The sequence below is a fragment of the Brachybacterium sp. AOP42-C2-15 genome (assembly GCF_052377065.1).
Lineage (GTDB): Bacteria > Actinomycetota > Actinomycetes > Actinomycetales > Dermabacteraceae > Brachybacterium.
This window is the reverse complement of record NZ_JBQSWK010000008.1, coordinates 1-21,006: the sequence shown is the minus strand read 5'-3', so window position 1 is coordinate 21,006 and position 21,006 is coordinate 1. Positions and strand designations below refer to the sequence as shown.

At 70.6% G+C, this 21,006-nt stretch carries 19 protein-coding genes; 13 read left to right on the top strand and 6 right to left on the bottom strand.

Translation table 11 applies throughout. From position 1 onward, the window contains the following. Positions 1-77 precede the first annotated feature (77 nt). The gene (locus tag ACT3SQ_RS06190; protein WP_444600939.1) at positions 78-263 is read left to right on the top strand and encodes a hypothetical protein; all 186 of its coding nucleotides are present in this window, start codon (positions 78-80) and stop codon (positions 261-263) included. Between the two features lie 26 nt (positions 264-289). After that, on the top strand, positions 290-826 hold the full coding sequence (locus ACT3SQ_RS06185; RefSeq protein WP_444600938.1) for a hypothetical protein: 537 nt from the start codon (positions 290-292) through the stop codon (positions 824-826). Positions 827-892: 66 nt separating this feature from the next. Here ACT3SQ_RS06185 and ACT3SQ_RS06180 read toward each other — a convergent pair whose 3' ends face one another. Both ACT3SQ_RS06180 and ACT3SQ_RS06175 read right to left on the bottom strand, forming a co-directional pair. Continuing rightward, positions 893-1,531: a TrmH family RNA methyltransferase gene (locus tag ACT3SQ_RS06180; RefSeq protein ID WP_441443204.1), complete on the bottom strand. Its 639-nt coding sequence runs from the start codon at positions 1,529-1,531 to the stop codon at positions 893-895. Between the two features lie 92 nt (positions 1,532-1,623). After that, positions 1,624-2,373: a DedA family protein gene (locus ACT3SQ_RS06175; protein ID WP_444600937.1), complete on the bottom strand. Its 750-nt coding sequence runs from the start codon at positions 2,371-2,373 to the stop codon at positions 1,624-1,626. A gap of 187 nt (positions 2,374-2,560) precedes the next feature. Between ACT3SQ_RS06175 and ypfJ the strand changes: the two genes are divergently transcribed. After that, a complete protein-coding gene (gene ypfJ, locus ACT3SQ_RS06170; protein ID WP_441443186.1) occupies positions 2,561-3,499 on the top strand; it encodes a KPN_02809 family neutral zinc metallopeptidase in 939 nt (312 codons plus the stop codon). Positions 3,500-3,602: 103 nt separating this feature from the next. On the opposite strand, the gene ACT3SQ_RS06165 is transcribed toward ypfJ, so the two are convergent. Beyond that, entirely contained in the window at positions 3,603-4,202 is a 600-nt protein-coding gene (locus tag ACT3SQ_RS06165) for an orotate phosphoribosyltransferase (RefSeq protein ID WP_441443187.1), read from the bottom strand. A 139-nt stretch (positions 4,203-4,341) separates the two neighbouring features. After that, complete coding sequence (locus tag ACT3SQ_RS06160) at positions 4,342-5,190, bottom strand: SDR family NAD(P)-dependent oxidoreductase (protein WP_441443188.1); 849 nt, start codon at positions 5,188-5,190, stop codon at positions 4,342-4,344. 65 nt (positions 5,191-5,255) lie between these two features. Here ACT3SQ_RS06160 and ACT3SQ_RS06155 point away from each other — a divergent pair, with 65 nt between their 5' ends. The 7 genes from ACT3SQ_RS06155 to ACT3SQ_RS06125 all read left to right on the top strand — a co-directional run bounded on the left by ACT3SQ_RS06155 (position 5,256) and on the right by ACT3SQ_RS06125 (position 11,056). Then, positions 5,256-6,056: an exodeoxyribonuclease III gene (locus ACT3SQ_RS06155; protein ID WP_441443189.1), complete on the top strand. Its 801-nt coding sequence runs from the start codon at positions 5,256-5,258 to the stop codon at positions 6,054-6,056. A gap of 469 nt (positions 6,057-6,525) precedes the next feature. Further along, positions 6,526-7,686, top strand: a complete 1,161-nt coding sequence (locus ACT3SQ_RS06150) for a hypothetical protein (protein WP_441443190.1) — start codon at positions 6,526-6,528, stop codon at positions 7,684-7,686. Further along, on the top strand, positions 7,683-8,933 hold the full coding sequence (locus tag ACT3SQ_RS06145) for a TadA family conjugal transfer-associated ATPase (RefSeq protein WP_444600936.1): 1,251 nt from the start codon (positions 7,683-7,685) through the stop codon (positions 8,931-8,933). The genes ACT3SQ_RS06150 and ACT3SQ_RS06145 overlap by 4 nt, the downstream gene beginning before the upstream one ends. Beyond that, positions 8,930-10,015, top strand: a complete 1,086-nt coding sequence (locus ACT3SQ_RS06140) for a type II secretion system F family protein (protein WP_441443192.1) — start codon at positions 8,930-8,932, stop codon at positions 10,013-10,015. The genes ACT3SQ_RS06145 and ACT3SQ_RS06140 overlap by 4 nt, the downstream gene beginning before the upstream one ends. A 116-nt stretch (positions 10,016-10,131) precedes the next feature. After that, positions 10,132-10,332 (top strand): DUF4244 domain-containing protein, encoded by a 201-nt coding sequence (locus ACT3SQ_RS06135; RefSeq protein ID WP_441443193.1) that lies wholly within the window; start codon positions 10,132-10,134, stop codon positions 10,330-10,332. Beyond that, positions 10,329-10,727 carry a TadE family type IV pilus minor pilin gene (locus ACT3SQ_RS06130; protein WP_441443194.1) on the top strand — a complete coding sequence of 133 codons (399 nt, stop codon included), beginning with the start codon at positions 10,329-10,331 and terminating at the stop codon, positions 10,725-10,727. The genes ACT3SQ_RS06135 and ACT3SQ_RS06130 overlap by 4 nt, the downstream gene beginning before the upstream one ends. Then, positions 10,724-11,056: an Rv3654c family TadE-like protein gene (locus tag ACT3SQ_RS06125; protein WP_441443195.1), complete on the top strand. Its 333-nt coding sequence runs from the start codon at positions 10,724-10,726 to the stop codon at positions 11,054-11,056. The genes ACT3SQ_RS06130 and ACT3SQ_RS06125 overlap by 4 nt, the downstream gene beginning before the upstream one ends. A gap of 40 nt (positions 11,057-11,096) precedes the next feature. On the opposite strand, the gene ACT3SQ_RS06120 is transcribed toward ACT3SQ_RS06125, so the two are convergent. Together ACT3SQ_RS06120 and ACT3SQ_RS06115 are read right to left on the bottom strand one after the other, a co-directional pair. Beyond that, positions 11,097-12,545 (bottom strand): heparan-alpha-glucosaminide N-acetyltransferase domain-containing protein, encoded by a 1,449-nt coding sequence (locus tag ACT3SQ_RS06120; protein WP_441443196.1) that lies wholly within the window; start codon positions 12,543-12,545, stop codon positions 11,097-11,099. Between the two features lie 214 nt (positions 12,546-12,759). Further along, on the bottom strand, positions 12,760-15,276 hold the full coding sequence (locus tag ACT3SQ_RS06115; protein ID WP_444600935.1) for a DEAD/DEAH box helicase: 2,517 nt from the start codon (positions 15,274-15,276) through the stop codon (positions 12,760-12,762). A gap of 107 nt (positions 15,277-15,383) precedes the next feature. Here ACT3SQ_RS06115 and ACT3SQ_RS06110 point away from each other — a divergent pair, with 107 nt between their 5' ends. From ACT3SQ_RS06110 to topA, 3 genes are all read left to right on the top strand, one after another. Further along, positions 15,384-16,943, top strand: a complete 1,560-nt coding sequence (locus ACT3SQ_RS06110) for a DUF7059 domain-containing protein (RefSeq protein WP_444600934.1) — start codon at positions 15,384-15,386, stop codon at positions 16,941-16,943. Beyond that, on the top strand, positions 16,940-17,938 hold the full coding sequence (locus ACT3SQ_RS06105) for a phosphatase PAP2 family protein (protein ID WP_444600933.1): 999 nt from the start codon (positions 16,940-16,942) through the stop codon (positions 17,936-17,938). Before ACT3SQ_RS06110 ends, ACT3SQ_RS06105 begins: the two co-directional genes overlap by 4 nt. A 103-nt stretch (positions 17,939-18,041) precedes the next feature. Then, positions 18,042-20,777: a type I DNA topoisomerase gene (gene topA, locus ACT3SQ_RS06100; protein ID WP_441443200.1), complete on the top strand. Its 2,736-nt coding sequence runs from the start codon at positions 18,042-18,044 to the stop codon at positions 20,775-20,777. Positions 20,778-21,006: the final 229 nt, after the last annotated feature.

The following is a 21,006-nucleotide window of genomic DNA, read 5'->3' as shown; positions in this document are numbered from 1 at the left end:
GCCGTGCGCCGTCAGAACGGGCGGAGCTCAAGGAAGATCACGGCGCGCTGACCCGCACGGGACTGCGAGGTCTCAGCATGCGCAGCAGCCTCCTCGAGATGGACGAGCTCCAGCTCTCCAACCCCCTCAATGCGCAGTCTCTGCCCGACATCGAGGCCGATCACACCGGGCGAGGAGATGCTCAGCTCCCGACGGGTGAGGACCTCGAGCCGCACCAGGCTACGGTGCAGTGGCTGTCCGTACGATGGGGAGAACTCCCCTGACCGTGCTCTGCGAAGGAGCCCTCTGCATGAGACGAGCACGAGCCTGGATGGTGCTGATCGTCGTGGCGATGGGAGCCACCACCGCCTGCGCGTCCGGAGCTGTCGAACCTGGCATCCCGGCGGACACCTCGGGTCCGCTCACCCTCCCGCAGGCCGAACAGCTGATCGAAGAGCCGCTCGGCGCTCTCGCCGAATCCGTCTCGGAGAGCACCGACGAATATGCGTCGTTCTCCGCGGATATCCCTGCCGAGGTGCAGGAAGTGAACGGGAACTGCCTGTATGTCTCGACCGTCTATCACAGCACGCAGCGGGTCGACAGCAAGGGGTGGGGCGCTCTGGCCGATGCGGTGCGTCCGCAGATGACAGCGTGGGAGATGGACACCAGTGCGCTCGACCGTGAGGAGCGTGCCATCGGCGCTGGACTGCGCGGACAGAATCCGCACAACCAGGCGGAACTGACCGTGCGGGCCTGGAATGACCACCTGGACGAGGAGCTGGACGGTCCCACGATGGGGCTGGAGATGACTGTGCAGGTCCCGCTCATGGACTCGGAGTGCAGCTGACCCGGCTCAGCGTGCGGATGATGCGGCCCGGAGTACGGCTGGCCAGGCTGGCCGGCACGGTCGGGATCAGCGCAGGGGCCCGGAGGGGAGCTCGGCGTGCTGCAGGACCCAGCTGTGCATCGCGATCGCAGCGGCGGCGGCGACGTTGATGGAGCGAGTAGAGCCGAACTGGCTGATGCCGACCACGAGCTGTGCTGCTTCGAGGATCTCGGCGCTCACGCCGGGCCCTTCCTGACCGACCACCAGCACCGCGTTGTGGGGCAGCGGGGTGCGCTCGATCGGCAGCGCTCCCTCGACCAGGTCGATCGCCACGAGCGGGCGTCCCTCGGCGCGAGCCCAGTCGATGAGGTGCTGCGCGTCGGGGTGGTGGATCTCGTGCTGGTAGCGGTCGGTGACCATCGCGCCGCGTCGGTTCCAGCGGCGCCTGCCGACGATGTGGAAGGCGCCGACGGCGAAGGCGTTGGCAGTGCGCACCACAGACCCGATGTTCGCGTCGTGCTCGAGGTTCTCGATCGCGACGTGCAGCTCGTGGCGATGGGTGTCGAGCTCGGCGATGATCGCCTCGCGACGCCAGTAGCGGAAGCGGTCCTCGACGTTGCGGCGGTCCCCGTGCTCGAGCAGCTCCGGGTCGAAGCGCGCGTCCTCCGGCCAGGGGTGAGGATGCGGTCCGACTCCGACTTCTCGCGATACGGCCGGGTGGGACATGACCTCCGCGCCGGCTCTTTCCACCGCGCCGGGGCCGTCAGGCACATCGTGGCCGCCGGGCACGCCGCGGGCATCAGGTACTTCGGTGCGGGTCACCGGCCGTCGGTCCGCTCGTGCCCGGCCGTCTGTGCGTCCCCCTGTGAGTCGCCGTGCGGGCCCTTCTGCGAGTCCTCCTGGGAAGGCTCCTGCGCATCCTCCTGGAGGTACTTCTCATCGGGGTCCGGAAGTCCCAGCTCGCGACGCTTCTTCTCCCGCAGGATCAGCCTGACCACGAACCACAGGATCACCAGCGCGACGACCGCGTAGGCGACCTTGGAGAAGATGTCGGTGTACGGCTCGATCACGGTCCAGTTGCTGCCCATGAAGTAGCCGATGGTCAGGAAGATCGTGTTCCAGATCGCGCTGCCGGCGGCCGTGAGCAACGTGAAGATGGCGATCGGCATCGCGTACAGGCCCGCCGGGATGGAGATCAGGGAACGGACCCCGGGAACGAAGCGACCGAAGAAGATCGCCTTGTGGCCGTGCTTGTCCATGAACGCGACGGACTTGTCGTAATCCTCGACGTGCACCAGTGGCAGCCAGATGACGATCTTCCGCAGACGTTCCGGTCCCAGGAGTCGCCCGAGGCCGTAGAGCACCCAGGCCCCGACCACGGAACCGGCCACAGACGCCAGCAGCATCATCCAGTAGGAGTTCTCCGGTCTTGCGGAGGCCACGCCGGCCAGCGGGAGGATCACCTCGGAGGGGATCGGGGGGAACAGGTTCTCGGCAAAGATCAGCAGGAAGACACCGAAAGCGCCGAGGCTGTTCATGGTCTCGACCGCCCAGTCGACGATGTTCATGCAGGTCTCCTCGCGATGGGGGTGCTGATGGGCGGATCTGCCCGGCGGCGTTCAGAGCACGGGACATCCGCGTTCAATGCTATGCGGTGGCGGGTGCTGCCCGAGTGACCAGCTGGTCACGTCCCCAGGACCTTCACTGTCGCTGTTCCACCTGCTCACACCGCACGTTCAGGTCTACTCTGTGCGCATGACCTTCAACCCGAATGCGGAGATCCGCTCCGACAACGTCTCCGCATCTGGCGGCGGAGGCGGATTTCGGCCCCGTGGCGGTGGCGGGCGCGGTGGCCGCGGCCTGAAGCTCGGCGGCGGTGGAGGCTGCCTGTTGCTGGTGATCGTGATCATCTACGCGCTGATGGGCGGCAATCCGCTGGATCTGCTGGGTGGCTCCTCCTCCCCGCAGGGCCAGGGGCAGGGCCCGGTCGCCGAGGGCGGTTCGCTCGATCACTGCCTCACCGGCGCCGACGCGAACGAGCAGGATGACTGCCTGGTGCAGGCGACGATCGAGTCCGGCGACTCGCTGTGGTCGCAGCTCGGACCGGAGTCCGGCATCCAGTTCGTCGAGCCCCAGGGTCTGGTGTTCACCGATTCGGTCCAGACGGGCTGCGGCGCTGCCACAGCGGATGTTGGCCCCTTCTACTGCCCGGCCGATTCCACGATCTACGTCGACACCACCTTCTTCGATTCCCTGTCGAGCCAGTACGGCGCCGACGGTGGGCAGCTGGCGAAGATGTACGTGGTGGCCCATGAGTACGGCCATCACGTCCAGTACCTCTCCGGATCGATGCAGGACGCGGACCGTTCAGAGACCGGGCCGCAGTCCGACGCCGTCCGGCTCGAGCTGCAGGCCGACTGCTACGCCGGGGTATGGGCGCACCACGCCGCCAATACCGTGGACGACGACGGGAACGCGATGCTGTCCCCGCTCACCGACGAGGACATCGCCTCGGCGCTCTCCGCAGCCAGCGCCGTGGGTGATGACCACATCCAGGGCGAGGTGGCCGGTGGCCAGGTGCGACCGGAGTCCTGGACCCATGGCTCCTCCGAGCAGCGCCAGGCCTGGTTCACCACCGGTTATGAGCAGGGCACGGTGCAGTCCTGCGACACCTTCGCAGTGGACTCCGTCTGATCGACGTACTGCGAGGCACGAGCGGTAGGAGATCAGACAGCAGGGCTCGTCTGATCGACGTACTGCGAGGCACGAGCGGTAGGAGCCGACTGGCTGAGTTGCCTCAGATCTCCAGCTCGGAGATGTCGTACGCGGCGAGGTAGCGGTAGCCGGCGGCTTCGACGGCCTCGCGGGAGGCGTCGGAGCGGTGCACGATCACGGCGACGGCGGCGATCTCTGCTCCGGCCTCGGTGAGCGCCTCGCAGGCGGTCAGCACGCTGCCGCCGGTGGTGGAGGTGTCCTCGACCGCGACCACGCGCCGGCCGGTGACGTCCGGTCCCTCGATGCGTCGCTGCAGGCCGTGCGCCTTGTTGGCCTTGCGCACCACGAAGGCGTCCAGCGGGTCGAGCGCCTGATCAGCGGCGGAGGCGTGCAGCATCGAGGTCGCCACCGGATCGGCGCCCAGCGTCAGACCGCCCACGGCCTGGACCCCGGGGAGCAGCCCTTCGCGGCGCAGCAGGTCGAGCATCACGCGTCCCACCAGTGGGGAGGCCTCGTGGTGAAGGGTGATGCGGCGCAGATCGACGTAGTGATCGGCCTCCGCGCCCGAGGAGAGGATCACGTGACCGCGCACCACGGCGAGGTCGCGGATCAGGACTCGCAGGCGCTCGCGGGCGGGCGCGATCGAGGCGGGCTGGGCGGAATCGGTGCTGGTGCCGGACATACGGCCAGAGTAATCGACCGAGCCTCGGCGGCGCCCGACGGCCCACGGGGCCGCCCCGGCTGCGGGGCGACAGATGCCGGACCTGCGGACCTGCGGTCCGCGAGGGTGGCGGCGGCCGGATCCCCAGAGGAGACGAGGACTACGCCTCGTCCTCGCGCTGCCAGGGGGCATGGAGGTTCCGTCGTGACGCTCTTCGACGGGAGCGATGCACGGAGCGGGACTGCATCCGGCGGTACCAGTCCGGAGAGGTGAAGGCACGGATCAGCGGCCGCGGTGCGATCCTGGAGAACTCGCTGGCAGTGCGGTACTTCACCGACGGAATCGACAGCACGTTGCCCTTGGCGGTGTCCTTGAGAGCCTGCTCGACCACATACGGCGCCTTCAACCAGGTGATCCGCGGCAGCCCGTCCATGCTCATCGAGGCGCGTTCATGGAACTCGGTCTGCACGAACCCTGGCAGCAGCGCGGTCGCCGTCACGCCGGTGCCCTTGAGCTCCATCGCGAGCGATTCGGTGAACACCGTGACCCAGCTCTTGGACGCGGCATAGGGGCCGGCCGTGGTGTAGCCGGCCAGGGAGCTGACGTTGAGGATGGCGCCTTTGCGACGCTGGACCATGGTGCGGGCCGCGGCATGGGAGAGGACCAGCACGGCCTTCATCAGGGTGTCCATCTGCTTCTCGTGGTCATCGACGCCGACCTCGAGGAACCCGCCGCGCAGCCCGTAACCAGCGTTGTTGACCAGCAGGTCCACTCGATCGACGGGGTCGGTGAGGCGGATCGCGACGCGTTCGAGCTGCTCACGGTCCGAGAGGTCGGCGGGCAACACGTCGACCTCGACCTTGTGGACGTCGCGGATCTGCTCGGCGACGGCGCCGAGCCGGTCCTGGTCACGCGAGACCAGCACGAGGTCATGCCCAGTCCCGGCCAGCTGCCAGGCGAATTCGAGTCCCAACCCGGAAGTGGATCCGGTGACGAGTGCGCGCGCCATGGCTTGAGTTTACGACTGTCCGGGCGGGACTGCGGACGACTTCGGTCCCCCGTAGGATCGGTCGCATGCGCATCGCCACCTGGAACATCAATTCGCTGCGGGCCCGGATGGATCGGGTGCTCGCCTTCCTCGAGCGGCACGACGTCGACGTGCTCGCCCTGCAGGAGATCAAGGCCAAGCCCGAGCAGTTGGACCTGACCGCGCTGGAGGAGGCGGGGTACGAGGTTGCCGCACACGGCCTGAACCAGTGGAACGGGGTGGCGCTGATCTCCCGCGTCGGCCTCACCGATGTGCGCACCGCGCTGCCTGCCGTACCCAGCTTCCCGGAGGATGAGACCGGCGTGATCGAGGCGCGTGCGCTGGGCGGCGTGGTCGGTGACGGACTGCGGATCTGGTCGCTATATGTGCCCAACGGTCGAGAGCTCGACCACCCGCACTACGCCTACAAGCTGCGCTGGCTCGAGGCGCTGCGCGCCGAGGGCGCCCGGGAGCTCGCCGAGGATCCTTCGGCCCGCGCCGTGCTGGTGGGCGACTTCAACGTCGCGCCGTTCGACGAGGACGTGTGGGACATGAGCTTCTTCGAGGGCAAGACCCACGTGACCGAGCCGGAGCGCACCGCGTTCCAGTCCGTGGTCGACGCCGGCTACGCCGACGTGATGCGCGCCGACCATCCGGGGCCCGGCGTGTACACCTATTGGGATTACCAGGCGCTGCGCTTCCCGAAGAAGGAGGGCATGCGGATCGACTTCGTGCTCGGCTCCCCCGCCGTGCAGTCCGCGGTGACCGGATCCTTCATCGACCGCGAGGAGCGCAAGGGCAAGGGCGCCTCGGATCACGCACCGGTGGTCGTGGATCTGGAGTTCTGAGCCCGACGCCCGGGCGTCGCGATGGCGTTTCGGGTGTGCCGCTCACACAGCGTCCCGTCGCGCAGCTCGCGACGGTGAGTCGCGAAGCCCGCGGAGGTTCTGCGCAGAAGAGAGCAGCAGGGACCAGAAGAGATCTGAGCGCAGCAGAGAAAAAGTTCTGCGCACAAAAGAATGGAGCGGCGTCGCGATCTCTCGCGGCGCCGCTCCGGACGAGCCATGTGCATCGGGATCAGGCGTACACGTGATCTAGCTGCGGTGGCGCTTTCGACGCCTCACAGCCGGTCCGTTGCGGGGACCAGTCGTACGTGGGTTCCGATGCCGGTATTCGTCGTTGTGAAGATCACACTACGCGCCTGCCGCCGGGTGCGCAAGGACCTGGGTCCCGCGGACCGTTCCTCCACAGAACGCAGTTGTCCACCATCTCCGATCGAGCCTGCCCAGCCGGCCGGATTGCGGCCACCATGGCCGCATGACCAGCACAACTGCCCCCTCCACTGCTCCTGAGGCCCTCGTCCCGGGCCTGCCGGATGCCGTGATCCCGACGGAGCCGGACGGCCTTTCGGACACGACCCCGCGGCGTCGCAGCGCACGGTTCCCCGGACTGGAGAAGTCGGCTGCGGCTCCTGGTCCGAGTGCCCGCCCGCGGGTCTGCTGGATAGGTCCGGAAGGGCCGCTGCGCGAGCTGGTCCGAGATCACACGATGGCGGTCGGAGCCGAGCTCTCCGATGTCCTCGAGGGCGGGGCCGCGGCCTGTGTGGTCGCAGATGCGGATGCTCTTGCGCACCGGGCCGGGGTGCTCGGCCGGGAACGAGCGCCGTTGCTGGTGGTGACCTCCCGAAGCGAGGTCCCCGCTGCAGTGTGGCCGCGCGCGCTCGCGGCCGGTGCACGCGCAGTGATCCCGCTGCCCGGCGGCTCCGAGGAGCTGCTCTCGCGTCTGGCCGATCTCGCCCGGCCCCGCAGCGCGTCGCTGCTGCTCGGAGTCGCCGGGGGCTGCGGCGGAGCCGGCGCCTCGAGCTTCGCGGCACGGCTGGCCGCCGCCTTCCGCTCCCGAGGGCCGGTGACTCTGATCGACGCCGATCCGCTGAGCGGCGGCCTCGATCTGCTGGTCGAGGCGCCAACGGCGCCAGGGATCAGCTGGGCTGAGACGGCCGATCTGGGTCCGGACGATGGGGAGGCGCTGCGCGAGGGCCTGCCGATCGTGGACGAGGTGCGTCTGCTGGTCGCCCAGGAAGGATCCGGACCGGATCGCTCCGCGGTCTCCCGGGTGCTGTCCGCTCTGGCCCCGCTGGGAGGGACCGTGGTGGTGGATCTGAGCTCGGAGATGGTCCCGGCCGCCGCAGAGCATCTCGATCACCTGCTGGTGCTCGTCCCGGCCACCGACCATGCGGTGCGTTCGGCGACCCGGAGGATGCGTGCCTGGCAGCTGTCCGAGGGACTCGCCCAGGCCGTGGTGCGCCGCAGCGGGCCCCTCAACAGCCGGGAGGTCTGCGAGGACCTCGCGCTCCCCCTCGCTGCAACATTCCATGACAGCACCCGCGGCGCCGTGCCCCTGCTGGATGTGCGACGCCGGGGCGCCGACCGCGCCGCCCGCATGCTGGTCTCCGCCCTGACCACGAGCGGGCGCTCATGAGCGCCTCGCCGTCGCCCATCCTCGACGAGGACCTCTCACCGATTCTGGACCTGGTGCGAGAAGACCTGGTGCGCTCCCCCGGCCTGGTGGACGTGCCGCGCATCGTCCGGGTGCTCCGCCGCCAAGGACGGGTGCTCGGTGCGGCAGCGACCCTCGAACTCACCTCTCGGCTCCGTGACCACGTAGACGGACTCGGTCCCCTGCAGCCGCTGGTCGCACCCGGGGTGACGGACCTCCTGGTCAATGACGACGGGACGGTGTGGGTCGATGACGCCGCCGGGCTGCACCCCACCTCTGTGCACCTGGAGCCGGGTCAGGCTCGTGATCTCGCGGTGCGGCTCGCGACGGCGGGCGGACGGCGGCTCGATGATGCGTTGCCCTGGGCCGATGCGCATCTGCCGTCCGGCATCCGCTTCCATGCCGTGCTGCCGCCGCTGTCCCCGGGCGGGGCGATCCTCTCCCTGCGCCTGCCCTCCTCCACCCGACTCGATCTCGAGGATCTGGAGCGGTTCGGCGCGATCGACTCCGCCACCCGGGACGTGCTGCGAGCGATCATCGCGGCACGGGTGCCGTTCCTGATCAGCGGCGGCACCGGGACCGGGAAGTCGACCCTGCTGGCCGCGATGCTTCGCGAGGCGTCCCCTGATGAGCGGATCGTGATCGTCGAAGATGTGCTCGAACTGGCCGTGGACCACCCCCACGTGGTGCATCTGCAGTCCCGTCATGCGAACAGTGAAGGTGCCGGCGCAGTGGACCTCACCGCTCTGGTCCGGCAGAGCCTGCGGATGCGACCGGACCGGGTGGTCCTCGGGGAGTGCCGTGGAGGCGAGGTCCGAGAGCTGCTGCAAGCGCTGAACACCGGGCATGAGGGCGGCTGCGGCACCGTCCATGCGAACACCGCCGCGGATGTCCCCGCTCGGCTCGAGGCGCTGGGTGCGCTCGGCGGGCTCGACCGCGCCGCGCTGGCCGCCCAGGTCGCCAGCGCCCTGGAGGTGGTGGTCCATCTCGCGCGCCGAGACGGGGTGCGGGCGCTCGAGGAGATCGCCCTCCTGCACCGCGGCGACGACGGAATGCTGCGAACCTCGACCGCGCTGCGTATGCAAGACCGCCGCCTGGAAGAGGGGCCGGCCGCGCAGGCTCTCGCCGAGCGGGTCCGCGCCACCCAGCCCATGCCCGCCATCCGAGCGACGACCGTGCCTCAGAACGCCGCCCCGAGACCCCGAGCCGTGCGCCGGAGGTCGGCATGATCATCGCGGCTTTCGCCCTCTCAGTCACCCTGCTCTGGGTGCTCTCCCCTCCGTCGCTCGCCGTTGCCTCGACCCCGTCCCTGCGAACGCCGAGGCGTGCCGCCGCAGGACCGCTCGAGATGGCACGCCTCGTGGAGCAGCTGGCCACGATCATCAGCTCCGGCTCCGGGCCCCGCCAGGCCTGGTCCGCACTGGCGCGCACCCTCCCCGAGGGAGACCTGCAGGACCTCTCCCGCGCTGCAGCTTCCGGCGCCGACCCCCGCCGCGCCGCCGGGGCGCACCTGCAGCGGTCCGAGATGGTCAGCGCCCTCGGCGCGGCCCTCGCGGTCTGCGCACGCACCGGCGCGCCCACGGCCGAGATGCTGCAGAGCCTCGCGGACGCCCTGCGGGACCTCCACGATGCCGCTCAGGCGCGCCGCAGCGCCTTCGCCGGCCCACGTTCCACCGCCCGGATCCTGCTGGTGCTCCCCCTGGCAGGGCTCGGGCTGGGAATGCTGCTGGGCGGGGATCCGCTGAGACTGCTACTGGTGTCCCCGGCCGGCAATCTGCTGAGCCTGACCGGGCTGGTGCTCACCCTCCTCGGCTGGTGGTGGATGCGTCATCTGATCCGGCAAGCGGACCCTCCCCGAGAGCACCGGGTGGATCCGTCCGTGGGGCTCGAACTGATCGCCGGGGCGCTCGATTCCGGGTTGCCTCTGGCCCGCGCCGTCGCCGCCGTCGGCGAATCACTGGAACCGGGCCCCGACGCGAAGACGCTGAACAGGCTCGCCACCTCGCTCGCCGCCGGTGTCCCCGCTGCCCACGCCACCAGGGTGCTGCCGCCAGCATGGAGCGCGCTCGAGCAGTCCGCGGCTCTGGCCGAGGGCACGGGTGCGGATCTCGCCCGGGTGCTCCGCTCCGCGGCGCGGGACGCCCGTCGCGGCCACGCCCGCGATGCCGAGGTGCTCGCCGCCCAGCTCGCGGTCCGCCTGGTGATGCCCACCGGTCTGACCCTGCTGCCCGCCTTCGTGGCACTCGGCATCATCCCCACGGTGATGTCCCTGCTCGGCGGCACCTTCTCCCTCACCGTCGGCGGAGCGTGAGGCCATGACCACCGGGACCCTCCCGGTGCACCGACTCCTCCCGGAGCCGGTGACGGGCAGCTGCGGCTGCCACCCCCGGGACGGCGAACGCCGTCCCCGACACGAAGGAGGACCTCATGTCCCTCACCAAGGAGCGGCTGCGCCGCACTCTCGACCGCGTGATGCGCGGCGAGGCGGGCGCCTCGACTGCGGAATACGCGATCACGGTGCTCGCCGCCTGCGGATTCGCCGCCGTCCTGGTCGCCCTGCTGGCGTCCGGGGAGGTGCGCGAACTGCTGATGGGGATCATCACCTCAGCCCTGTCCAAGGGGTCATGATGCCGCGGTCCGCCCGGTCGTCCCGTCTGCGGGACGACCGGGGGTCCGCCACCGCGGAGACCGCGATCGTCCTGCCCGTTGTGGTGGTGATGGTGCTCGTGGTGCTGCTGACCGGGGCTGGGCTCGGCACGCAGGTGCGGCTCGAGAGCGCGGCACGCGGTGCCGCCCGGGAGCTGGCCCGCGGGGAGGACTCGGCCGCCGCCACGGCCGTCGCACAGCGGATAGGCGGTGAGGGCACGACGGTCGAGATCGTCGCTGGCGGTGAGTGGGTGCGGGTGGAGGTCAGCCGCACCCTGCAAGCCCCCGCTGGAGCGCTGTCCGGGGCGAGCTGGGAGCTGAACGCCGATGCCGAGGCCCGGCTCGAACCCCATCTGCTCTCGGGGCGAGCACCATGAGCACCGGTGCCGCGTCGGTGCTGGCCTGGACCGGAGCCGCCACCGCGGTGGTCGGGGGCCTCTCACTGCTGGGCACCGGCGTGATCGCCCAGTCCCGCGCCGAGACGGCAGCCGATCTCGCGGCCCTTGCCGGCGCCGACGCCCTCGCCGCCGCCCACGGTCAGCCCTGTGAGGTGGCCGCCGAGGCCGCGGACCGGAATGGGGCGCTGCTGGTCTCCTGCGAGCAGCGTGAGTGGGACGTGCTGGTCACGGTGCAGGTCGAGGCGTCCCCGCTGCCGGTGGCAACCTCCCGCTCCCGAGCCGGGCCGGGCCCGGCAGACCTGCCGTGACGGTGTGATCGGGCTGCTCGTCGGGGCTGGTCGTCGAGGCTCAACGCTGGCCGCGGGCGTCTCCTGTAGGTGCCGGGACCGGCAGGGGTGGCGCGGCGCGCCGTGCAGCCCAGGCTGTCAGCCGTTCGAGCGGACCGCGGCCGAGGAGGGCCGCCCACGCCAGGCACACCAGGATCAGAGCGAGGCTCATCAGCACCCACACCAGGTTGCTGGAGATCCATCCGCCGGGCCCGACCAAGGCGAAGAGCGCGAACACATGGACCGAATAGGCGGTCAACGGCATCGCGCCCAGTGCCGACAGCGGCAGCAGCACCCATCGCAGCGGCCTCGCGAGCAGCAACAGCACTCCGATCACGCACATCGCGAGCCCTCCGGAGCGGAATATCTCCACGGTGGAGCCCGAATGGGGAGAGAGCGAGACCACCGAATCGAGGAGCATCGGCCCCGGCTCCATGTCGATCAGGCTCTGCGGATAGGACGCCCATCCCTCGCCTCCGGGGTCCTCGGACCACGAGGACTCCTCCTCCAGCCAGGTATCCGCGTAGTCGGGCGGTTCGCAGTAGACGGTCGGATCCCCGGGATAGGGCGGGTAGCAGACCAGGCCGGTCAGGTCGATCTCCTCCCCCGGGACCGTGGCCGCGTCACCCTCCCACGACCCCTCGTCCTCCACAGTCCACGAGGAGCCCTCGCCGGAGCTGCCGGAAGCCGTCCCCTCCTCCCAGGAGGAGCTGCCCGTCAGGGCTCCCGGGGCCAGCACGCCGAGCAGCACCGCGAACAGCAGCCCCACACCGGTGCCGAGCACGGCGAGCGCCGCTCCTACCCCCGCCACGACGGCCGCGACCCGGCGCCGCTCCAGAGGCAGCCGCCCCAGCGCCATGCCCACCAGCATCAGCGGAGCCCAGGCGGTGAACCGATAGATGCCGGTCAGCACCAGCAGTGCCCCGCTCCCGTATCCCCCGAGCGAGAGCACCTCGACGGCGGCGACCAGTAACGGTCCCAAAAGCGCGATCGGGAGCGCGAGCAGCAGCAGCCTGCTGGCGCGCAGCCGCAGCACCGGCAGCGCAGCGATGTACATGACCCCGTAGAAGGTGAGTATCACCGCGACCCCTGTGCCGAGCATCTCCAGCACCAGACCGATCACGAAGATCACCGCGCCGCGGCCGAGGAGTGCGAGGCGCAGCCGCGGGAGCTCCTCCACGTCGGGCAGCTGGGTCCGGCCCGTCATCAGCGCGATCGAGACTCCTGCCAGCACTGCGAACAGCAGCGCGGAGTTCCCATGCACCACAGAGAAGTAGCTCAGCGGATCGCCCGGGGAGAACTCCGGGATGTCCCCCACGTGCGCGCCGATCATCCCGAGGATCGCGAGCGCCCGCGCCACGTCCACAGCAGTGATCCGTGGCGGCGAGACCAGGGCTCGCAGCCGCTGCTGCGGGCTGGGACGCTCCTGCGTCACTCCCACGACCGGTCGATCCGCGATCGCACTGCTCATCCGAGGCTCCTCCACCTCTGGCGACGCACGGCCGCTCCCCTCCCCGGTGTCCGGAGAACATCCTGATTGTGGGGCTCCACCGAGAACTCGCAGCGCAGCGCCGCATCACGGTTCGGTCACGGCGTGGTCAGCACGTCGCCGCATCAGTCACGGCGTGGTCAGCACGTCGCCGCAGCGCTCTCCCTCTTTCGTCACGGCAACCGTCAGACGGTCGTCACCGCGCGGATCCGGCGTTCCCCTCCTGCTCTCGCAACAGCTCCAGCAGGCGTACGGCCTGCGGTTTCGACAGGGGTTCATTGCCATTGCCGCACTTCGGAGAGACCACACAGGCGGGGCAGCCCGCCTCGCAGCCGCACTCACCGATCATGTCCGCGGTGGCGCGCACCCAGGCGGCGGCTCCGTCGGCCCCGCGCTCGGCGAAGCCGGCCCCGCCGGGGGCGCCGTCGTAGACGAAGATCGTGGGTGCTTCGGTGTCCTCGTGGAGCGCCGTGGAGAGCCCGCCGATGTCCCAGCGGTCGCAGGTGGCCAGGAGCGGCAGCATCGAGATCGCGGCATGCTCCGCCGCGTGCAGGGCGCCCGGCAGCTCCTCCTCCGGGATCCCGGCGGCGTCGGTCCGCTCCCGGGGGATCACCCACCACACCGCCTTGGTGGTCAGGGTGCGCGGGGGCAGGTCCAGCGGGCGCTGTGCGAGCACGGCCTGAGTGAACACATCACGCACCTGATAGCCGGTGACCTGGTCTGTGACATCCACGGTGCCGAAGCACAGCCGCACCCCGCCCGCCCATTCGACCTCGCGATCGATCTGCCGGATCCGCAGGCTGGAGGCGGACTGCGGATGGGTGGTGTGCAGCGGGTCCTCGCGGTGCACGAAGGCAGCGGCCTGCTCCACGTCGAGACGGTCCACTACATAGCTGCGTCCCTGGTGGAGGTACACCGCGCCGTCGTGGACCTGGGTGTGGGCGCTCGCGGCATCCACGGTGCCCAGCAGCACGCCGCTGGCCTGCTCGACGATCCGCACCGGCTCCCCACCGCTGCCGCGCAGGTCGGTGAGCTGGTGCGCGGATTCGCTCAGCGTCCAGTACCAGCCGGTGGCCCGCGAGCGCAGCACCCCCCGGGCCGCGAGGGTCATCAGCAGGTCCCGCGCCGTCGGCCCGAAGATCTCCTCCTCGCCGTCACGGATCGCGAGCTCAGAAGCGGCGGCGCACAGATGCGGCGTCATCACATATGGGTTCGCGGGATCGAACACGGATGCCTCGACCTCGGCGCCGAAGATCGTCTCCGGGTGGTGGACCACATAGGTGTCCAGCGGGTCCTCCCGCGCGACGAACAGCGCGAGCGCGCCGCCGTCGGCGTCCTGTCGCCGCCCTGCCCGGCCGAACTGCTGCCACAGCGAGGCCCGGGTCCCGGGCCAGCCGGCGACCACCACGGCGTCCAGGCCCGCGATGTCGATCCCCAGCTCGAGCGCGTTGGTCGACGCCAGCGCCTTCAGCTCCCCCGATCGCAGCGCGTCCTCGAGCTGGCGTCGCTCGCGCGCCAGATACCCGCCCCGGTAGGCGGCGATCCGGGAGGCACGGTCCGCAAGCCCAGGGGCGGCGGTGCGCTCGGCCTTCTGCGTGAGCAGGCGCTGCGCACCGCTGGAGACCAGTTCGGCGCCGCGCCGAGAGCGGGCGAAGACGAGGGTCTGCACGTCCCGTTCGACGAGGTCGGCGAGGATCGCGCCGGCCTCGCTGGTGGCCGAGCGGCGCAGCGGGTCCTCTCGCCGCTTCCCCGCGGTGCCCTCGCCGGATTCATCGTCGATTTCATCATCGGCGGAGTCGTCGACGTCCTCGGCGTCCTCGGCGTCCTCGGCGTCCTCGGCGTCCTCGGCGTCCTGCCACCGTGCCGGGTCCCCGCGGCCGTCGACCCTGGTCCGGGTGCCCGGCTCCCACAGCCCGATCGTCAGCCCGGCCCGGGGAGAGCCGTCCTCGGTGACCGCCTCGACATCCCGACCGACCAGCCGCGAGGCGGAGAGCTCGGGATTCGCGGTGGTGGCGGAGGCGAGGATGAACGTGGGATCGGCACGGTAATGCGCGGCGATCCGGCGCAGCCTCCGGATCACCATCGCGACATGGCTGCCGAAGACTCCGCGGTAGCTGTGGCACTCGTCGATCACCACATAGCGCAGCGCCCGGAAGAAGTGCGCCCACTGCTCGTGCCCGGGCAGAATCCCGAAGTGCAGCATGTCGGGATTGGTGAGCACCACGGAGCCGTGGCGACGCACCCAGCGGCGCTGCTCGGAAGGGGTGTCGCCGTCGTAGACCGCGATCCGGGCGTCGCGGATCCCGGCACCGTCGGCCATCGCGGTGATGTTCGTGAGCTGATCCGCGGCCAGCGCCTTGGTGGGCGAGAGGTACAGGGCGGTGGCGCGGGGAGCCTCGTAGTCATGCTCGCGAGCCCCGATCGCGGTGAGCACGGGCAGCAGGTAGGCGAGCGACTTGCCCGAGGCCGTGGCCGTGGCGAGCACCACATCCTGACCGTCGTGCGCGAGTTGCGCGGCCTGCTCCTGGTGCGTCCAGGGAGCGGTGATGCCGCGCGCGGCGAGATGCTGCACGAGCCGCGGATCGGTCCACTCCGGGAAGCTGCCGCGGCGTCCCTCCCGCCCAGGTCGGCGCTCGACATGGGTGAGGCAGCTGCGGCGGATCAGCGGCGCGGTGAGATCGGTGAGGAGGTCCTCGGCTGCACCTGCCCGCATCCGCCTGTCCCTCCCCATCTCTCACTTCGCGACCGCGCACAGAATGTGCGGATCTCCCCCGCCTGGTGTCCGGTCGGACCCCAGGTGGCTGATGCACAATCGTAGCCATGCCCACCGACTCACCGACCCCGCCCCCGCGCGTGCTGACCGCGGAGATCGCGGCCCTGCGCACGGACCTCTCGGCCGGCCTGTACACGAGTGCCAGGATCGAGGAGCTGCTGGGGCCGGTCGCCTCCGCCGCGCTGCGGCGCGAGAACCCCGTCCCGGCTCGCCGGATGCTCGAACCGCTGACTGATCCTGCCGCCGTGCTGCTGCGCCTGTTCACCCTCGGCGCCGTGCTGTCCCGGGCGCAGGTGCAGGCCGCGCTGCCCACCCTCGGCGTCGACGGCGCGCTGCGCCTGGGCCTGCTCGGCCCGGCCGGTGATGACCCCGACTCCGCGCTGCAGGCGCTGGTGGACCTCGCCCCGTATTCGGCACGCGATGACGCCGGAGAGATCGACTGGTGGATCGCCTCGGACCATTCGGAGCTCGCCACCGGCGCCCCGCTGGGCCCGGAGCACGTGCTCGGGGTGGGCTGCGCCTCCCTGACCCTGGCGAGGATCACCCCGCGCGAACCCGCCCGCCGGGTGCTCGACCTCGGCTGCGGCGGCGGGATCCAGGCGCTGCACGCCTCCCGCCACGCCGAGCAGGTGGTCGCCACCGATCTGTCCGAGCGGGCGCTGGGCTTCGCCGCCTTCAACGCCGCGCTGAACAGCATCGAGCTCGACCTTCGCCAGGGCTCCCTGCTCGAGCCCGTGCGCGGCGAGACCTTCGACCTGATCCTGTCCAATCCCCCCTTCGTCATCACCCCGCGCGATGTCGTCGCCGAGGACACGACCTGGACCTACCGTGACGGCGGCCGCGCCGGGGACACACTGCTCGCCGAGCTGCTGCGGGAGCTGCCCACCCATCTCGCTGCGGGCGGCAGCGCCGTGATGCTCGGCAACTGGGAGATCCGCGACGGTGAGGACTGGGACACCCATCCCCGGGCGTGGATGCAGGCGGCCGTCGCCGACGGCGTGGACGCCTGGGTGCTGCAGCGCGAGCAGGAGGATCCCGCTCAGTACGCGGAGACCTGGGTCCGTGACGGCGGCATCACCACCCGCGATGAGCGCTGGCCGGCCCTGACCGGGGCATGGCTGGATGACTTCGCGGCCCGGGATGTGGAGGCGATCGGCTTCGGCTACCTGCTGCTGCGCCGCCCGGAGAGCGCCGCCGCGCGACCCGGAGTGCTGCGCACAGAGCTCGTCCCGGGCACCGGCAGCGGCTCCCTGGCCGCCCACCTCGCCGCCTCTCTGAGCGCCCTCGCCGCGCTCGAGGACCACGACGACGAGGCGCTGGCCGCCTCCCGCCCGGTGCGGGCGGAAGACGTGATCGAGCGCCGCCATCTGACCCCCGGGGACTGGGACCCGATGCTGATCGAGCTGGTCCAGGGCGCGGGCTTCGCGCGGGTGGTGCGGGCCGACCAGCTGCTCGCCGCGACCGTCGGCGCACTGGACGGCACCCTGACCCTCGGGCAGGTGCTCGGTGCCGTCTGCGCGCTCACCGACGTCGATGAGGACGAGGCCCGCGCCCGGGCGCTGCCTGCGGTGCGCGAGCTGCTGATCACCCAGATGGTGGCCCTGTGAGCGCCGCCAGCACCGCTGGCCGCCGGGATGCCGCCCGCTCCGGGAGCACCGCCCGCGTCGGCGGTCTCGCCCGCCCGCTGCTCTCGCTGCTGGCCGCCGCTGTATGCACCGCCACGATCGTGGGCCTCGCCCGCGGCGCGGTGGGCACCGCGAGCGGACAGCGCCTGGATCAGCTGATCCTCTCCGGCGCAAAGGCACATGAGGGCCCGCTGTCGCAGTACGCCGAGCTCGCGGTCCAGTCGGTCAGCGTGCCGGTGATCGCGGTGCTGCTCGCGCTGGCGACGGTGCTGGTGCTGGTGCGTCGACGGCTGAGGCTGTTGATCCCGCTGACCGTCCTGGCCATCGGCGCGAACCTCACCACCCAGCTCATCAAGCACGTCCTGGTCACCCGTCAGGCGCTGGGGCCGGGCATCGACATCACCCCCAACTCCTTCCCGTCGGGGCACACCACCCTCGCGGCCACCGCGATGATCGCGGTGGTGCTGGCCGCCGGGCGGGCGCGGGTGGTGCTCGCGCCCCTCGGCGCGCTGTGGACCCTCGCCGCCGGCCTCGGCACGCTGGTGGTCGGCTGGCACCGCCCCAGCGACGTGATCGGGGCGATCGCGGTCGCGGCCGCCTGGACGTTCCTGGTCCTCGCCGCCGACGGGCTCCACACCCGCCGCCTCCGCGCCCGGGCCGCCGCCCATCCCGGCCGTGGCCGCCGCCGCCGCGGCATCGAGGTCTCGAACTCCTCCCGCACCCCGCGTCATGGCGCGGGGACGGTGGTGATGGCGGCGGTGCTCGGTCTGGGAGGCCTCGCTGGCCTCGGGATGGGAGCAGTCGGTCTGCTGTCCCTCCCCCGCCCGCTCGAGCTCCACGACGTCCCCCAGCAGCTGGCCGCGTTCCGCGCGACCGCCGCGCTGATCGGTGGCGGCACCGGCGCCTGGATGGCCCTGGTGCTGGCGCTGCGCACGCCGATCTCACACCGGGGGCGCATCAGCGAGCGTGTACCGTGAGCAATCGCCGAGCGCAGTGGATGCGTCCGGTTCATCCCGGACCACGGCATTCAGCCACGGCGAACGGGCCGCGACGTGACGCGGCGAGGAAGGACATATCAACGTGACTGGCGGACGGCATCTGGTGATCGTGGAGTCCCCTGCGAAGGCTCGCACCATCGCGCGCTATCTCGGGGACGACTACATCGTCCAGGCTTCGGTGGGGCACATCCGCGACATCCCGGTGCCGCGTGACCTGCCCGCCGAGATGAAGAAGGGTCCCTACGGGAAGTTCGGCGTCGATGTGGAGAACGGCTTCGACCCCTATTACATCGTCAGCCCCGACAAGAAGAAGACCGTCGCGGAGCTGAAGAAGGCCCTCAAGGACGCCGACACGCTCTACCTCGCCACGGATGAGGACCGCGAGGGTGAGGCGATCGCCTGGCATCTGCTGGAGACCCTCAAGCCCAAGAAGTCCCTGCCGGTCAAGCGGATGGTGTTCCACGAGATCACCAAGGACGCGATCCGGGCGGCGCTGGACAACACTCGCGAGCTGGACACCGACCTGGTCGATGCGCAGGAGACCCGTCGCATCCTGGACCGGCTGGTGGGCTTCGAGCTCTCGCCCGTGCTGTGGCGGAAGATCAAGCCGTCGCTGTCCGCCGGCCGTGTGCAGTCCGTCGCCACCCGTCTGGTGGTCGAGCGCGAGCGCGAGCGGATGGCCTTCGTCGCCGCCGACTACTGGGATGTGACCGGCACCTTCGGCACCGACACCACCCAGTTCACGGCCAAGATCCAGACGGTCGACGGGGCCCGCATCGCCACCGGCGCCGATTTCGCCGACGACGGCACCCTGAAGCCGCGGGCGAAGAACGCCGCCGTCCTGACCGAGGAGTCCACGCGGACCCTCGTCGAGGTGCTGGCCGATGCTCCCGCCACCGTGGCGGCGCTCGAGTCGAAGCCGTACACGCGGCGTCCGGCCGCCCCGTTCACCACGTCATCGCTGCAGCAGGAGGCCTCGCGCAAGCTCCGTCTCGGTGCCCGTCAGGCGATGCGGGTCGCGCAGTCGCTGTACGAGAACGGCTACATCACCTATATGCGTACCGACTCGGTCACGCTCTCGGGTGAAGCGATCCGTGCGTCCCGGGCCCAGGCCGCCGAGCTCTACGGCTCCCAGTACGTGCCGGACAAGCCGCGCGTCTACCAGAACAAGTCCCAGGCCGCGCAGGAGGCTCACGAGGCGATCCGTCCCGCGGGTGACCACTTCCGCACCCCTGCCGAGGTGGCCGGGCAGCTCGCGGGCGATGAGTTCCGTCTCTACGAGCTGATCTGGAAGCGCACGATCGCCTCCCAGATGGCCGACGCCAAGGGCACCACCTCCACCGTCGAGCTGCAGCTCGAGCAGGGCGGGCGGACCGCGACCTTCCGCGCCGCCGGCACAGTGATCACCTTCCGCGGCTTCCTCGCCGCCTATGAGGAGGGCCGCGACGCCTCCCGCTACGGCAACGACGAGGCCGAGAACTCCGGGGACAAGCGTCTGCCGCAGATGGAGGAGGGGCAGCAGCTCGACACCCGCGACCTCACCCCCGACGGCCACTCCACGACCCCTCCCCCGCGCTACACCGAGGCGTCGCTGGTGCGTGCGCTCGAGGAGCGCGGCATCGGTCGTCCCTCGACGTACGCCTCGACGGTCGCGACCGTCCAGGACCGCGGCTATGTGCTGCGGCGCGGCACCGCTCTGGTGCCCAGCTGGACCGCCTTCGCCGTGGTGCGCTTGCTCGAGGAGCACTTCGGGCCGTTCATTGACTACGACTTCACCGCGCAGATGGAGCAGCAGCTGGACCGTATGGCCCAGGGCGAGCTCGGACGCTCGGAGTACCTGAAGAACTTCTACCTCTCCGACGGGTCGGCCGGACCGCTCGGGCTGAAGTCCATGGTCGACAACCTCGGCGAGATCGACGCCCGCGCGATCAACAGCATCGAGATCGGTGAGGGCATCACCCTGCGCGTGGGGCGCTACGGCGCCTACGTCGAGCAGGCCGCCCGGGACGAGGCCGGCGAGCTGATCGACGGTGCGGATCCGCGCCGTGCGAACGTCTCCGACGAGGTCGCCCCGGACGAGCTGACCGTCGAGGTCGCCAAGGAGATGCTCGAGCGCGCGAAGGACGACGGTCGCGTGCTCGGCACCGACCCCGCGACCGGGAACGAGATCGTCGCCAAGGACGGCCGCTACGGCCCCTATGTCACCGAGATCCTGCCCGATCCCGAGGAGACCGGCGGCAAGAAGGTCCCGAAGTCGAAGCAGCCCAAGCCCCGCACGGGCTCGCTGCTGAAGTCGATGGATCTCTCCACCGTGTCCCTCGAGGACGCGCTGAAGCTGCTGAGCCTGCCGCGCGTGGTCGGGACCACTGAGGACGGCATCGAGATCACCTCCCAGAACGGCCGCTACGGTCCGTACCTGAAGAAGGGGACCGACTCCCGTTCCCTGGAGACCGAGGAGCAGATCTTCTCGGTCACCATGGAGGAGGCGGAGAAGATCTACGCCCAGCCCAAGACTCGGGGCCGGGCCGCTGCGAAGCCCCCGATGAAGGAGCTCGGGGTCGATCCCACCAGCGAGAAGCCGATCGTGATCAAGGACGGGCGCTTCGGTCCGTACATCACCGACGGCACCACGAACGTCTCCCTCCGTGCGACCGAGAAGGTCGAGGAGATCACAGAGACGATCGCGATCGAGAAGCTCGCGGAGAAGCGTGCCAAGGGGCCGGCCAAGAAGCCGGCCGCCAAGCGCGCCCCCGCGAAGAAGAGCACGACCACCAAGAAGGCCACCACCGCGAAGAAGAGCACCACCGCGAAGAAGTGACCGCGCTCGGCCCCTGAGGGCCGCGCGAGCAGAGGGCACGGACCATGACGGTCCGTGCCCTCTGTTCTGTGCGAGCAGGGCTGGTTCCCCCTGTGCGCGCAGGACGGGACCGGGAAGCGCTTATCTCATCACGAGACGGCATCACCACCGCAGCGAACCGTCTCCGATGCTGGTCGCGAGCTCGATCACGCCTACAGTGTGACCATAAGCACCTTGTCGACTCACAAAG

Coding starts and splice junctions, on each gene's coding strand:
- ACT3SQ_RS06190 (WP_444600939.1), top strand. CDS start 78: ATGCGCAGCAGCCTCCTCGAGATGGACGAGCTCCAGCTCTCCAACCCC.
- ACT3SQ_RS06185 (WP_444600938.1), top strand. CDS start 290: ATGAGACGAGCACGAGCCTGGATGGTGCTGATCGTCGTGGCGATGGGA.
- ACT3SQ_RS06180 (WP_441443204.1), bottom strand. CDS start 1,531: ATGTCCCACCCGGCCGTATCGCGAGAAGTCGGAGTCGGACCGCATCCT.
- ACT3SQ_RS06175 (WP_444600937.1), bottom strand. CDS start 2,373: ATGAACATCGTCGACTGGGCGGTCGAGACCATGAACAGCCTCGGCGCT.
- ypfJ (WP_441443186.1), top strand. CDS start 2,561: ATGACCTTCAACCCGAATGCGGAGATCCGCTCCGACAACGTCTCCGCA.
- ACT3SQ_RS06165 (WP_441443187.1), bottom strand. CDS start 4,202: ATGTCCGGCACCAGCACCGATTCCGCCCAGCCCGCCTCGATCGCGCCC.
- ACT3SQ_RS06160 (WP_441443188.1), bottom strand. CDS start 5,190: ATGGCGCGCGCACTCGTCACCGGATCCACTTCCGGGTTGGGACTCGAA.
- ACT3SQ_RS06155 (WP_441443189.1), top strand. CDS start 5,256: ATGCGCATCGCCACCTGGAACATCAATTCGCTGCGGGCCCGGATGGAT.
- ACT3SQ_RS06150 (WP_441443190.1), top strand. CDS start 6,526: ATGACCAGCACAACTGCCCCCTCCACTGCTCCTGAGGCCCTCGTCCCG.
- ACT3SQ_RS06145 (WP_444600936.1), top strand. CDS start 7,683: ATGAGCGCCTCGCCGTCGCCCATCCTCGACGAGGACCTCTCACCGATT.
- ACT3SQ_RS06140 (WP_441443192.1), top strand. CDS start 8,930: ATGATCATCGCGGCTTTCGCCCTCTCAGTCACCCTGCTCTGGGTGCTC.
- ACT3SQ_RS06135 (WP_441443193.1), top strand. CDS start 10,132: ATGTCCCTCACCAAGGAGCGGCTGCGCCGCACTCTCGACCGCGTGATG.
- ACT3SQ_RS06130 (WP_441443194.1), top strand. CDS start 10,329: ATGATGCCGCGGTCCGCCCGGTCGTCCCGTCTGCGGGACGACCGGGGG.
- ACT3SQ_RS06125 (WP_441443195.1), top strand. CDS start 10,724: ATGAGCACCGGTGCCGCGTCGGTGCTGGCCTGGACCGGAGCCGCCACC.
- ACT3SQ_RS06120 (WP_441443196.1), bottom strand. CDS start 12,545: ATGAGCAGTGCGATCGCGGATCGACCGGTCGTGGGAGTGACGCAGGAG.
- ACT3SQ_RS06115 (WP_444600935.1), bottom strand. CDS start 15,276: ATGCGGGCAGGTGCAGCCGAGGACCTCCTCACCGATCTCACCGCGCCG.
- ACT3SQ_RS06110 (WP_444600934.1), top strand. CDS start 15,384: ATGCCCACCGACTCACCGACCCCGCCCCCGCGCGTGCTGACCGCGGAG.